This window comes from Falsiroseomonas selenitidurans (genome assembly GCF_012103215.1).
GTDB lineage: Bacteria > Pseudomonadota > Alphaproteobacteria > Acetobacterales > Acetobacteraceae > Falsiroseomonas > Falsiroseomonas selenitidurans.
Map to the genome: position 1 here is coordinate 10,757 of NZ_JAAVNE010000007.1, position 12,565 is coordinate 23,321.

Here is a 12,565-nt window from a genome sequence, read left to right on the forward strand (position 1 = left end):
CGCGCGTGGCACCCGCGTTGTGCGCGGCGGACGGCCACGGCAGGGTGCGGGGGAGGCGTTTCGCCTGTAAGGTTGGCCGATGACCCATGCTCCCTGCCCCATCCGCCCTCAGCGAACGCCCCCCCTGGCCATGTGGGCCTGACAGGAATGCGGCTGGCGGTCCTCGGGGCGGGTTCTGTCGGGCCGGGCGCCGCGGCGCTCGCGGTCAGCCGCGGGCATGAGGTGGCGCTGTGGTCACCGCGTGGCGGCGGCACGCATGGCATCGGCAGCTTCCTGTCGGTGCAAGGGGTGCTGGCGGGCACGGCGCGGGTGACCGTGGCGGTGGATGTGGCCCGTGCCCTGGCAGGGGCGGAGGCCGTGCTGGTCTGCGTGCCGCCGCATGCGCTGGGGCCGGTGCTGCGCCGCATCGCGCCGATGCTGGCCGAGGGCGTGCCGGTGCTGCTGGCGCCCAGCCAGTCGCTGGCGCCGCTGCTGCTGGACCGGCTGCTGGCCCGGCAGGGCCGCCACGCCCCGGTCGGCGCCCTGGCCGCCCCGCCGGTGGTGGCGGAACGCCTGGCCGGCGATGTCGTGCGCATCCTGGCGCTGCCGGAGCTGGTGGAAGTGGCCGCCGTGCCCGCCGCGCAGGGCCAGCACCTGGCGGCGCTGTGCGCCGGGCTGTTCGGCATGCCCTTCCAGCCGCTGGCCGATGTGCTGGGCGCGGCGCTGGCGGCGCATGAGCCGGTGCTGCACGCCGCCCTGGTGCTGGGCAACGTCACCCGGATCGAAGCCGGGGAGGAGTGGGACCAGCATGCCCGCATGACGCCGGCGATCTGCCGCCTGGCGGAGCGGCTGGATGCGGAGCGGCTGGAACTCGCCGCCGCCTATGGCCATGCCGTGCCCAGCCTGGCCGCCGGGCTGCACCGGCAGGGCGGCGTGCCGCAGGGACCGCTGCCGGTGATGGCCCGTGCCCTGGCCGCTTCCCGGCCCGCCCCCGGCCTGCGCGGGCTGGACGCGGCGCATCTGGCCGTCAGCGTCACCTACGGCCTGGCGCTGTGGCTGCGCCTGGCGGTGCCGCGCCAGGTGCCGATGCCGCTGACCGCCGCCGCCGTGGCGGTGCTGGAGGCGATGTGGGGCAGCAGCCTGAGCGGTGACGACCTGCTGGAGGGGCTCGACTTCGCCGCGCTGCCGCGGCTGCTGCAGGAAGGGCACGACCGATGACGGATCCCACACCGATGCTGTTTGGCCGCCCGCAAATGGCGTTTGGGCCGAGGCGGGCGGTCGTGGTGAAGCGGCTGACCGGCCATACCTTCATCTCGCGCAGCCATCGCATCCTGGCCACAACAGTGCCGAAGGCCGCCTGCACCACGGTCAAGACGGCCCTGAGCGCGCTGACTGAGCGCGACCGACTCGACGAGCCTCCCCATGGGCGGGCGATACGGCAGGAAATGCGGATTCACTTGCCCGGCGCCGTCGGGCTTCCTTCGCTTCCCAGCCTGCCGGCCGCCGAAGCCGCGGCGCTGCTCGACGACCCGGGCTTCTTCTGTTTCACCTTCGTGCGCAACCCCTTCGCGCGGCTGCATTCGGCCTGGGCCGACAAGATCCGCCTGGGTCATGAGCCACTCTTCCAGCCGCACATCGCCCGGATGCGGGCGCGCAGCGGCGGCATGCCGAGCGCGGAGGCCCCGACGGGCGTGGGCTTCGCCTGCTTCCTCCGCTGCGTGGCGGAGGAGGATCCGGCGGAGCGTGATGTCCACTGGGCAAGTCAGGTGGACATCGCCTTCCCACAGGTCATCCCCTACAGTTTCATCGGCCGGGTCGAGGATTTCGCCACCGGCATGGCCGTGGTGGCGGCGGAAGTCGGCCGGCGCGGCGGGCCGGCCGAGGCCTTCCAGCCGACCCGGCTGAACGTGACCGAGGCCGGGCATTGGCGCCTGGCCTATGATGCCGAGCTCGCCGCGCTGGTGCGCCGGGCCTTCGCCGCCGATTTCGAAGCCTTCGGCTACGACCCCGAGGATTGGCGGCCGCGCGCCGATACGCCGCACCCCGACCCGGTGCGGATGCTGGCAGCGCGGGAGCGCATGATCGTCGCACTCGGCGCGGCCTACGCGGAGGAGGAGGAACGGCGGCTCGACGCCGAACGGCGCCTCGGCCGTGCAGCCGACCCGCGATCCGTGCTGCGGCCAGCGCCGACCCTGGCGGAGGCGGCGCCGCGCCAGTCGGATTTCGCCGGCCCGGTACCGCAGCCGGTGGCGGAAGCGGTGTTCGACCTGGCCCGCGCCGACAGGCCGGGCATTGCGGTGGCGGCGCGCTGCGCCCTGCCCGGGTTGCTGCTGGCACTGGCCGCCGGCGCGCTCTCCCGCCCCCGGGCACGGCCCTGCCTGGCGGTGGAGTTGGAAGGCCGCTGGGTGGCGGCGGGCCTGCACCGGCAGGCGCTTCTGGCCATCGCGCTGGGCGGCGCGGCGCAGGCGCTGCGCGTCATCGACATGCCGGTGGCCGACTTCGCCACCGTGAACCGCCTGCCCGTGGGCGTGCTGCTGCTGGACGGAAGCCAGGGCGCGGCACGGCTGGAGGCCAGCCTGGCGGCGTTCGCGCCCAGGCTGGCCAAGCCGGCCTATCTGGCGGTCTGGAGACCGCCGGCGGATTTCGCGCCGGACGGCTTCGTGCCGGAGCCCGCGCCCGAGCCCCTCCTGGTGCTGCGCCGCGCCGGCTGAGGGTTTGTGGATCAATGCCCGAGAGCGCCAGGGTGGCAGGAAGGATCGCAACGACATCGTCGAGCCCTGGGGCACAACCTCGGTTCTTTCACGCGCCCTGAGAGCCCTTGTGTGGACGGCCCCTCCCATGCAGGGGCGATGTAGCGTTCTGGCGCCGCGGTCGAGTGCGGTCACGTGTCCGGCCTGTTGATGCGGCGCATGACCGCTGGCCCTGATGCAATTCGCGGCTTGGCGCCCAAGCAGTTTGTCGCGTTCAGTTTGTCGCGTTCAAAGACGCGGGACTCTCAACGGGTTCTGCCAGGCCTCGGGTTCGACCGATGTGCCATCACGCCACCTTCGCCCTCACATGCCCGCCGGCCGCGGCGACCCCCGGCGGGAAGCTCTTGCGGTGCTCAGGCTGCGGCGGTCTGCGCAGGGCTGCGTTGCGGGTCGTAGCGGCCGCCACGCGCCAGCAGCGCCCAGGCGATCCGCGCCGCCTTGTTGGCCTGCGCGACGGCGGCGACCATGCCCGGGCGTCGCCCGATCAGGCTCGCCAGCCATCCCTCGCCGGCCTTGGTGCGGATGCTGGCTGCATCGGCAAGACCGGCAGCGCAGCAGGGGCGGAAAGGCACCGCCGGACCGACCCGCTGGTGTTCTCAAACCGACTCTGGGCACGTGCCTCCCTTGGCGCGCCCGCTACCGCCCCGCCGCGCGGCGCAGCCGGGGCTTCTCCCCGGCCGGCACCTCCCGGTCCAGCAGCCCATGCATGGCGGCGACGGTCTGTGGGCTCAGCCGGTGGATCGCCTCAGCCAGGCGGTTGGCCAGCGCGGTGGCCTCCGGCGTCAGGCCGCCAGTGTCCAGCGTCACCTTGGGCTGCGACAGCCGGGCGAGGTCCGAAAGCGCCTCCGCCTCGTCCCAGATCAGGCCGAAGAACTCATTCACCTGATGCACCAACCCGGCGGAGGGCCGGCCGCGATGGCCATGTTCCAGGGCGGAGAGATAGGCGGAGGAGACCTGGAGATGTGCGGCCAGGTCCTTCAGCGTCACCCGCCGCTGCCGCCGCAGCATGCGCAGCCGGGCGCCGAAGGGGGTCATCGCCGGGTTTCGGGCCGGTTCTGCGGCCGGCCCTGCGCGTTGCTGCGGCGGCGGCGCAGCAGCAGGTTCACCGCGCCGGAATTGGTCGGGTGCGGATGCGCCGCGCCCAGCACCAGGGGGCGCAGCTCCGGGTCGTTCAGCCAATGCGGCAATTCGCGCTTCAGAATGCCGCCTTCCGGCTGCGGCCCCTTGCCGGTGACGATGGTGACGGTGCGCACCCCTTCCGCATGGGCGCGGTGCAGGAAGGCACGGAACACCAGATGCGCCTCCTGCACCCGGCGCCCATGCAGGTCCAGCGTGCGCTCCGCCCGCATGTCGCCGCGCCGCAGCGCTGCCCAGCGTTTGCGGTCCAGCCCGCCCGGCACCTCCCCCACCCGGATCTCCGGCGGCGGGGCGGGGCGGGGCGGCGGCGGGGCGACGGCGAGTTGCGGCGGCGCTGCCGCGGCGGTGGGCGGCGGCACCGCCTCGGCCGGGGCCGCCGGCGGCTGGTGGCCGAACAGCGGCCGGATTTCCGCGGTGAAGGCGCGCCATAGCGCGAGGTCGGCCGAATTCAGCCGCTTTTCGCGCATGGCGGGGGTTCAGTCGCCCGGCGCGGCGGGGCTGCCGGGCTGCGCGGCGGCATCCGCCCGCGCTTCACCGGGGCTCTCCGCCCGCGGCGCCGGTTCATCCTCCACCAGTAGGATGTGCAGCCGGCGCGGGCCATGCGCGCCGAGTTCCAGCGTCTGCTCGATATCGGCGGAGCGCGAGGGGCCGGTGACCAGCATGATGTTGCGCGGCATGAAGCCGCCGGTCAGCCCGTCCTGCCGTTCCGCGCGCAGCCGATCCCAGGCTTCCTCATAGGCGCCGACGATGGCGGAGGCGCGCAGCACCGCGATTTCCGTATCCGGCAGCAGGTTCAGCGTGGTCGGCCGCACGGCGTCGGAGGGCAGCATCAGCGTCCCGGTCTCCGCGATGCCGGCCCAGGCGTGCTGGAGGGAGACGGCATCGCCATCCTCCGCCCGCCGCGCCACCGTCTCCAGCATCGGGCGGCTGGCCCAGTCGATGCCCTGCAATTCCGGATGCGGCGCCATCACCAGGCGGGAGGGCAGGTTCTGCGCCGCCAGGTAATCCGCCACCGCGGCGGGGATGGCGGCCAGGTCCGGCACGCGCTCCACCGTGGCGAATTCCTTCTCCGCATTGCGGATGAACAGCGCGATCTGCGCTGGCCGCGGCAGGCGGGAGCGGGCGGGGATCAGGTGGCGCGGATGGGTGGCGATGCGGCCGGCCAGCATGGCCTGCTGGTCCGCCGGCAGGGGCCCGCGCTTCAGGCCGCGGCGGATCGCGCCCAGGATGGCGTCGCGGCTCATCGGCCTTCCTCCTGCATCGCGTCGCGCACCGCCTGTTCCAGCTTGGCCAGCGCGCCCTCGATCCGGTCGAGGTCCTGGTTCAGCCGCGCCGCGGGCGTCTCCGCGTCGATCCGCGCATAGATCTGCTCCAGCGTCCCGGTGGGGCGCGGCGCGGTCCGCACCGCGGCGCCGGAATCGGGGAAGTGGTAGCCGTGAATGCGCTCGGCCTCGTCCCCCCCGCTCATCGGCCGGCCCGCTGCTGCTGGCGCTGCCGGGCGCGGTAGCGGTCCATGAAGGTGCCGCCCGGCTCCGGCGCCGGCAGGTTGCGCCCGGCGGTCCAGCCGCCGGCGAAGGGCAGCCAGGCGAAGGCGCCGCGCCGGGCCCCCAGCCGCGCCAACGCCCCCATGCCAAGCCGCGTCGCCAGGCGATAGGCGCCCGGGCGCCGCGCGAACCAGGCCCAGAAGCCGAGGCCGCTGCGCATCGTGGCCGGGGTCAGATGGCGTTCGAACTCCCGCTCCCGCCAATGGCGCATCAGCTTGGGCAGCGGGATCTTCACCGGGCAGACGCTTTCGCATTTGCCGCAGAAGGTGCTGGCATTGGGCAGGTGGCCGGCCTTCTCCACGCCGATCAGCGTCGGCGTCAGCACGGAGCCCATCGGGCCGGGATAGACCCAGCCATAGGCGTGCCCGCCGGTCACGCCATAGACCGGGCAGTGGTTCATGCAGGCGGCGCAGCGGATGCAGCGCAGCATTTCCTGGAAATCGGTGCCGATCATGTTGGACCGGCCATTGTCGATCAGGACCACATGGTAGTCCTCCGGCCCATCCAGGTCGCCGTCGCGGCGGATGCCGGTGGAGAAGGTGGTATAGACCGAGAAATCCTGCCCGGTGGCGGAACGGGCCAGCAGCCGCAGCAGGCTGGTCGCGTCTTCCAGCGTCGGCACCACCTTTTCGATCGACGCCAGCACGATGTGGGTCTTCGGCAGGGTCTGCGTCAGGTCGCCATTGCCCTCATTCGTCACGATGACGGAGGAGCCGGTCTCGGCGATCAGGAAATTCGCGCCGGTGATGCCGACATCGGCGGCCAGGAAGCGCGACCGCAGTTTCGTGCGTGCCTCCGCCATGATGTCACTGCGCTCATGGAACACGCGGTCCCGGGGCAGTTCCGTGTGCATCTCCCGGAAGGTGCTCTCCCAGTCCTCGCGGTTGAGGTGGAAGGCCGGGCCGATGATGTGGCTCGGCGGCTCCTTGCGAATCTGCAGGATGTATTCGCCGAGATCGGTCTCCACCGGCTCGATGCCATGGGCTTCCAGGTGCTCGTTGATCCCGAGTTCCTCGGAGATCATCGACTTGCCCTTGGTGACCGTGCGCGCGCCCTTCTCCCGGCAGATCTTCAGCACGGTGGCGCGGGCGTCATCCGCGGTGGAGCACCAATGCACGGTGCCGCCGGCGCGCTCCACCTGCGCCGCATAGGCTTCCAGGTAGAAGTCGAGATGCGCCAGGGTGTGGTTCTTGATGTCCCGCCCGATGTCCCGCAGCCGCTCGAACTCCGGCAGCGCGGCGACGGCGGCGGCGCGCTTGGCGTGGGACGTGCCCTTGCTGCGGTCGAGCGCCTTCTGCAGCCCGGTATCCGCCAGGGCGCGGGCGGCATTGGCCTTGAAGGCGGGGGAGGTGATGTGGACCAAGGGCGCGCTCTCCTGCTTCCCGCTGATATAGCGCGGAAAGCCCCGCCGTGCAGCCTCGCCCGGAGACTACCCGAGAAGCCGCCCGATCACCCGCGCCGTGTAATCCACCACCGGGATGATCCGGCCGTAGTTGATCCGCGTCGGCCCGATCACGCCGATGGCGCCGACGATCTGCTCCGCCCCGTTGCGGAAGGGCGAGACCACCATCGAAAGCCCCGCGCTGTCGAACAGGCCGCTCTCGGCACCGATGAAGATCTGCACGCCCTCGCCGCGCTGCGCCAGATCCAGCAGGCGCAGCATGGTCTCCTGCGCCTCCAGCCGCTCGAACAGCGCCTGGATCTCCTGCACCCGCTGCACATGGTCCAGATTCTGCAGCAGCTTGGCCTGGCCGCGCAGGATCAGCGACCCGCCGGCGCCGCCCGCCCAGGTGCCCAGGCCGGCCTCGATCACCTGATGGGTCAGCGCGTCCAGCGCCGTGCGGTTGGCGGCGATCTCCTCCGCCACCGTGCCGCGGGTTTCCTCCAGCGTGCGGCCGGACAGGCGGGCGTTCAGGTAGTTGCTGGCCTGCTGCAGGGCGGAGGGCGGCAGGCCCAGCGGCACCTCGATGACGCGGTTTTCCACCTGGCCATCCGCCGTCACCAGCACCACCAGGGCGCGGCCGGTGCCGAGCGCGACGAATTCGATGTGCCGCACCGGTGCTTCGCGCTTCGGCGCCACCACCAGCCCGGCGGCGCCGGCGAGGCCAGAGAGCATCTGGCTGGCCTCGCCCAGCGTCTCCTGCAGGGAACGCCCACCGGCGGCGCAGCGGGCGGCGATGGCGTCCCGCTCCTCCTCCGCCAAGGCGCCGAATTGCAGCAGGCCATCGACGAACAGCCGCAGCCCGCGTTCCGTCGGCAGGCGCCCGGCGGAGGTGTGCGGGGCGAATAGCAGCCCGGCATCCTCCAGATCCGCCATCACGTTGCGGATGGTCGCCGGCGAGAGCGCGTGCGGCAGCCGGCGCGACAGGGTGCGGGACCCCACTGGCTCCCCGGTCTGGACGTAAAGCTCCACCAGCTCGCGCAGGATGGACGCGCTGCGATCGTCCAGTCCCGGTGGCAGCGGGATGGCGGTGGCGGAATGGCTCATCGCGGGCGCCATGGTCGGGCGCAGCGGCCTGGTGATCGGACCCATCGGGCGTGTCCCAAACCGTGAAATTTCAGAGATGACGCTAGGGGCCTGCAACGGGGCGGGTCAACCGGCATGGTCCACAAGGTCATGCCTCGGGTCCCAATCTGCAAGGTTTCGACACGATGATGCCATCCGGCGGTTACGACGGCCTGCTTCCCTGCGGGCATCGTGACGGGAGTCGGGGCATGGCGACCAGCCTGTGGGCGGTGTTGCGGGATGGATGGCTGCGGCGGGGCGGTGGCGCGTGACGGCGGTGTTGACCGCGGCCTCGTTGCTGCTGGCCGGCGGGGCGGGGCTGCTTGCCTCCCTGCTGGTGGCGCCCCTGCGCAATGCCGGGCGGATGCTGGCGCTGGTCGCGGCCTCCGCCGCCGCGGTGGGGCTGGGGCTGCTCCTGCTGATCGGGCCGCCTGAGCCCGGCTTCTTCCTGACCGGCCTGCTGCCGGAGGATCTCGGCCGGCTGTGACCGCGGTTGACGGGCGGGCCTTGGCGGGCCACCTCCGCCGGCATGCTGGTCCGCATCGCTGCCGTGCTGCTGTCCCTGGCCGGGCCCGCCTTGGCTGAAGCCGACCCGCGAGCGGACGATCCCTGGACCGCCTGCACCCGCGCCATCGCGGCGGCGGAGGCGCAGGCCGGCATCCCGGACGGCGTGCTGCGGGCGATCGCGCAGGTGGAAAGCGGGCGGGCCCGCCCCGGCGGCGGCGTCGCCCCCTGGCCCTTCGCGCTGAATGCCGGCGGCGAGAGCCTGTTCCCGGAAACCGCGGCGGCGGCCGTGGCGCAGGTGGAGGCGCTGCGGGCGGCGGGGCGGCGTTCCATCGATGTAGGCTGCATGCAGGTGAATCTGGTGCACCATCCGGACGCCTTCCCGACGCTGGAGGCCGCCTTCCACCCGCCGAGCAATGTCGCCTATGCCGTGCGCTTCCTGCGGGAGTTGCGGGGGCGCAGCCAGGGCTGGGCGGAAGCCATCGCCGGCTACCATTCGCTGGAGCCGGGCCGCGGCCTGGCCTATCACGCCCGGGTGCGGGTGGCGCAGGGCGCGGCGCTGCCGGCGCGGACCGTGGCCGGGCTGTGTGCACCGGGCCTGCGGGCGCGGCTGGTGATCCCGCCCGGCGCCGGCGCCAGGCCGCGCCTGGTCTGCCGGAGGTAGGGGATCGGACGGCACGGAACCGGGCCGGTTTCCGGCGGTTGCAGCCACATCACGCAAGAGGTCGCGACATGGGGTTCATCTGGACGATCATCATCGGCTTCTTTGCCGGGGCCCTGGCCAAGTTCCTGATGCCGGGGCGTGACCCGGGCGGCTTCATCATCACCATCCTGCTCGGCATCCTGGGTGCCGTGGTCGCCACCTGGCTGGGCCAGGCGATCGGCTGGTACAGGGCCGGGGAGGGTGCGGGCTTCATCGGCGCGGTGGTCGGCGCCGTCATCGTGCTGGCGGTGTTCCGGGCGGTGGCGGGGCGCCGCGCCTGACCCGGGCCTACTCCGACATCTTGCTGGTCAGGCCGCGGGTGTCGACATGGGTGAAGTTCTCGCTGGGATAGGCGTGGATGTAGCCCTTCAGCGCGAACCAGGTGCCGAAGGGCCAGACCTTCCAGCTCCGCGGCAATTCCCCGAAGGCGATGGTGCCGGCGGAGACCTTCACCGCCTTGCGCTCGAACATCACCGGGGCGAAGAACATCCGCCCCGAATTGCTCCATTCCTGCAGGATGCCGGCCACTTCCGTGCAGGCCATGCCGGCGACTTTGAAGTCGATGGCGGTGAAGGCCATGTGCTGGCTGGTCTTGGCGCGGCCGGTATAGCCGGTGGCCTTGTCGGTGGAGGCCTGGTTGTAGGCCTCGCTGCGATAGACGCTCTGCACGCTGACGGACTTCCCCAGATGCTCGCGCAGGGCTTCCAGCACGATGATGGTGGGGATGATGTTGTCCCAGATCGCCTCGGGCGGCCTGCTGTTCTGCGTGCCGAACTTGTTCTTGGACGAGGTCCGCGTCAGCAGTTCGGAAGCGTTGAAATACTTCAGCCCGAGCTGGCCGATGCGGGCGGCGAAGTCGGTCTTGTAGTCTGCCATGGCGGGTTCCTCCCGCGCCGATCATGGCGCGGGCAGGTACCGCCGCGGCTTCGCGGCCCGTCACATGGTTCCGGCGTGTTGCGCGGCGATCAGGCCGCGCCGACCTTGGCTTCGATCGCATCCCACAAAGCGCGTTCCAGGTGCACGCCGTCGAAGCGGGCGACTTCCTGCAGCCCGGTGGGGGAGGTGACGTTGATCTCGGTCAGGTAGCCGCCGATCACGTCGATGCCGACGAAGATCAGGCCGCGGGCCTTCAGCTCCGGTCCGATGGCGGCGCAGATCTCGCGCTCCCGGTCCGTCATGGTGGTCTGGGTGGCCTTGCCGCCGACATGCATGTTGGACCGCGCCTCGCCGGCCGCCGGCACGCGGTTGATGGCGCCCATCGGCACGCCATCCACCAGGATGATACGCTTGTCGCCCTCGCGCACCGCGGGGACGTATTTCTGGATCACCAGCGGCTCCCGCGACCGCTCGGTGAACATCTCCACCAGGGCGTTCATGTTGGGATCGTCGGGGCGCAGGTGGAAGACGCCGGCGCCGCCATTGCCGAACAGCGGCTTGATGATGATGTCGCCGTGGCTTTCCCGGAATTTCCGGATCTGGCCGATATCGGCCGTCACCAGCGTCAGCGGCATCAGCTCAGGGAAGTGGGTGACGTAGAGCTTCTCCGGCGCGTTGCGCACGCTGGCCGGGTCGTTCACCACCAGGGTCTTCGGGTGGATATGCTCCAGGATGTGGGTGGCCGTGATGTAGGCCATGTCGAAGGGCGGGTCCTGGCGCATCAGCACCACATCCACCTGGCCGAGGTCCAGCTCCTCCGTCGCGCCCAGGGTGAAGTGGTCGCCCTTCACCCGGCGCACCTCCACCGGCTGCGCCTGGGCCAGCACCCTGCCGCCCAGCAGCGCCAGGTCGCGCACATGGTAGTGCCACAGGCTGTGGCCACGGGCCTGGGCTTCCAGCATCAGGGCGAAGGTGCTGTCGCCATCGATGTTGATCGAGGCGATCGGGTCCATCTGGACCGCGACACGAAGGGCGCGCGCCATGGTGATTGTCTCCGTTCCGGCCCCTCCTGTCGCATTGCCCGGGGTGGCGGGAAAGAGGGGGGGTGCCATTGACCGGGCCGGGCGGTGGAGGCACTGGATCGGGTGATGAACATCCTGTCCGGAAAAGCGCGCAAGGCCGGTGTGCTGGGCTGGCCAGTGGCGCATTCGCGTTCCCCCCGGCTGCACGGCTTCTGGCTGGCGCGGCATGGCATCGATGGCGCCTACCTGCCGCTGCCGGTGCGGCCCGAGCATTTCGCCGAGGCGGTGCGCGCGCTGGCCCGGCTGGGCTTCGCCGGGGCCAATGTCACCATCCCGCACAAGGAAGCCGCCTATGCGCTGTGCGATGCGGTGGATGCGGTGGGGCGGCGCGCCGGGTCGGTCAACACCCTGTTCTTCGGGGAGGATGGCCGGATCGAGGGCACCAGCACGGATGGCTACGGCTTCCTGGAATCGATCCGGGAGCAGGCGCCGGGCTGGCAGGCGACCGACGGCCCGGCGCTGATCCTCGGCGCCGGCGGGGCGGTGCGGTCGGTCGCCGCGGCGCTGCTCGATGCCGGCTGCCCGCGCTTGATCCTCGCCAACCGCACCCCGGCACGGGCGGAGGCGCTGGCGCGCGACCTGGGCGGGCCGGTTGAGGTGACGGACTCGCCGCGGCTCGATGGCCTGGCGCTGCTGGTCAACGGCACCTCCCTCGGCATGGAGGGGGAGCCACCGCTCGAGATCGACCTGGCGCCGCTGCCACCCACCGCCGTGGTTGCGGACATGGTCTATGTGCCGCTGGAAACGCCCCTGCTGGCGCAGGCCCGGGCGCGCGGGCTGCGCGCGGTGGATGGGCTCGGCATGCTGCTGCACCAGGCGCGGCCGGGCTTCGAGCAATGGTTCGGCGTGGCGCCGGTGGTGGATGCCGAGCTTCGGGCCTTCGTCGCGGCCGACCTCCTGCGATGAAGGTCATCGGCCTGACCGGCAGCATCGGGATGGGGAAGTCCACCGCCGCCAACACCTTCCGCCGCCTGCGCATCCCGGTATTCGACGCGGATGCGGCGGTGCATGCGCTGCAGGGCCGCGGTGGCGCGGCGGTGGCGCCGGTGGAGGCCGCCTTCCCCGGCACCACCACCCAGGGCCGCGTGAATCGGGAGGCGCTGCGCGCCCGCGTGCTCGGCGACCCCGCGGCGCTGAAGCGCCTGGAAGCCATCATGCACCCGCTGGTCCGCCGCGCGGAACGGCGCTTCCTGGCCGCCGGCCGCCGGCGGGGCGACAGGCTGGCGGTGCTCGACATCCCCCTGCTGCTGGAAACCGGCGGGGAGAGGCGGGTGGATCTGGTGCTGGTGGTCTCCGCCCCCGCCGCCGTGCAGCGCGCCCGCGTGCTGCGCCGGCCGGGGATGACGCCGGACCGCCTGGCCGCCATCCTGGCGCGGCAGATGCCGGATGCGCAGAAGCGGCGGAAGGCGGATGCGGTGGTGCAGACCGGCCTTTCCCGCCACCATGCCCAGCGGCAGATCCGCGCCCTGGTCGGAAGGCTGTAG

At 72.1% G+C, this 12,565-nt stretch carries 15 protein-coding genes; 7 read left to right on the forward strand and 8 right to left on the reverse strand.

Annotated features, from left to right (window positions below):
* The first annotated feature begins 147 nt into the window (after positions 1-147).
* Together HEQ75_RS06185 and HEQ75_RS06190 are read left to right on the forward strand one after the other, a co-directional pair.
* Positions 148-1,197, forward strand: coding sequence for an NAD/NADP octopine/nopaline dehydrogenase family protein (locus tag HEQ75_RS06185; RefSeq protein WP_168028285.1), 1,050 nt, complete (start codon positions 148-150; stop codon positions 1,195-1,197).
* The gene (locus tag HEQ75_RS06190; protein ID WP_168028287.1) at positions 1,194-2,690 is read left to right on the forward strand and encodes a sulfotransferase family protein; all 1,497 of its coding nucleotides are present in this window, start codon (positions 1,194-1,196) and stop codon (positions 2,688-2,690) included. The genes HEQ75_RS06185 and HEQ75_RS06190 overlap by 4 nt, the downstream gene beginning before the upstream one ends.
* Before the next feature lie 675 nt (positions 2,691-3,365).
* On the opposite strand, the gene HEQ75_RS06200 is transcribed toward HEQ75_RS06190, so the two are convergent.
* From HEQ75_RS06200 to hrcA, 6 genes are all read right to left on the reverse strand, one after another.
* The gene (locus tag HEQ75_RS06200; protein ID WP_168028289.1) at positions 3,366-3,764 is read right to left on the reverse strand and encodes a helix-turn-helix domain-containing protein; all 399 of its coding nucleotides are present in this window, start codon (positions 3,762-3,764) and stop codon (positions 3,366-3,368) included.
* On the reverse strand, positions 3,761-4,333 hold the full coding sequence (locus HEQ75_RS06205; protein WP_168028291.1) for a Smr/MutS family protein: 573 nt from the start codon (positions 4,331-4,333) through the stop codon (positions 3,761-3,763). Before HEQ75_RS06205 ends, HEQ75_RS06200 begins: the two co-directional genes overlap by 4 nt.
* Before the next feature lie 9 nt (positions 4,334-4,342).
* Positions 4,343-5,110 (reverse strand): LutC/YkgG family protein, encoded by a 768-nt coding sequence (locus HEQ75_RS06210; RefSeq protein WP_168028303.1) that lies wholly within the window; start codon positions 5,108-5,110, stop codon positions 4,343-4,345.
* On the reverse strand, positions 5,107-5,334 hold the full coding sequence (locus HEQ75_RS06215) for a hypothetical protein (RefSeq protein WP_168028305.1): 228 nt from the start codon (positions 5,332-5,334) through the stop codon (positions 5,107-5,109). The genes HEQ75_RS06210 and HEQ75_RS06215 overlap by 4 nt, the downstream gene beginning before the upstream one ends.
* Positions 5,331-6,773 (reverse strand): lactate utilization protein B, encoded by a 1,443-nt coding sequence (locus HEQ75_RS06220; RefSeq protein ID WP_168028307.1) that lies wholly within the window; start codon positions 6,771-6,773, stop codon positions 5,331-5,333. Before HEQ75_RS06220 ends, HEQ75_RS06215 begins: the two co-directional genes overlap by 4 nt.
* A 66-nt stretch (positions 6,774-6,839) precedes the next feature.
* Entirely contained in the window at positions 6,840-7,934 is a 1,095-nt protein-coding gene (hrcA, locus tag HEQ75_RS06225; protein WP_407925886.1) for a heat-inducible transcriptional repressor HrcA, read from the reverse strand.
* Between the two features lie 262 nt (positions 7,935-8,196).
* On the opposite strand from hrcA, the gene HEQ75_RS06230 reads away from it, so the two are divergent.
* The 3 genes from HEQ75_RS06230 to HEQ75_RS06240 all read left to right on the forward strand — a co-directional run bounded on the left by HEQ75_RS06230 (position 8,197) and on the right by HEQ75_RS06240 (position 9,404).
* Positions 8,197-8,403, forward strand: a complete 207-nt coding sequence (locus HEQ75_RS06230; protein ID WP_168028309.1) for a hypothetical protein — start codon at positions 8,197-8,199, stop codon at positions 8,401-8,403.
* A 42-nt stretch (positions 8,404-8,445) separates the two neighbouring features.
* Entirely contained in the window at positions 8,446-9,084 is a 639-nt protein-coding gene (locus HEQ75_RS06235; protein ID WP_168028311.1) for a lytic transglycosylase domain-containing protein, read from the forward strand.
* A gap of 68 nt (positions 9,085-9,152) precedes the next feature.
* Positions 9,153-9,404, forward strand: a complete 252-nt coding sequence (locus HEQ75_RS06240; protein ID WP_168028313.1) for a GlsB/YeaQ/YmgE family stress response membrane protein — start codon at positions 9,153-9,155, stop codon at positions 9,402-9,404.
* A 7-nt stretch (positions 9,405-9,411) separates the two neighbouring features.
* Here the strand turns inward: HEQ75_RS06240 and HEQ75_RS06245 are convergent, their stop codons facing one another.
* Both HEQ75_RS06245 and gshB read right to left on the reverse strand, forming a co-directional pair.
* Complete coding sequence (locus tag HEQ75_RS06245; protein WP_168028315.1) at positions 9,412-9,999, reverse strand: D-Ala-D-Ala carboxypeptidase family metallohydrolase; 588 nt, start codon at positions 9,997-9,999, stop codon at positions 9,412-9,414.
* An 89-nt stretch (positions 10,000-10,088) separates the two neighbouring features.
* Positions 10,089-11,042, reverse strand: a complete 954-nt coding sequence (gene gshB, locus HEQ75_RS06250; protein WP_168028317.1) for a glutathione synthase — start codon at positions 11,040-11,042, stop codon at positions 10,089-10,091.
* Positions 11,043-11,147: 105 nt separating this feature from the next.
* Between gshB and HEQ75_RS06255 the strand changes: the two genes are divergently transcribed.
* Both HEQ75_RS06255 and coaE read left to right on the forward strand, forming a co-directional pair.
* On the forward strand, positions 11,148-11,987 hold the full coding sequence (locus HEQ75_RS06255; protein WP_209318376.1) for a shikimate dehydrogenase: 840 nt from the start codon (positions 11,148-11,150) through the stop codon (positions 11,985-11,987).
* The gene (gene coaE / locus HEQ75_RS06260) at positions 11,984-12,565 is read left to right on the forward strand and encodes a dephospho-CoA kinase (protein ID WP_168028319.1); all 582 of its coding nucleotides are present in this window, start codon (positions 11,984-11,986) and stop codon (positions 12,563-12,565) included. Before HEQ75_RS06255 ends, coaE begins: the two co-directional genes overlap by 4 nt.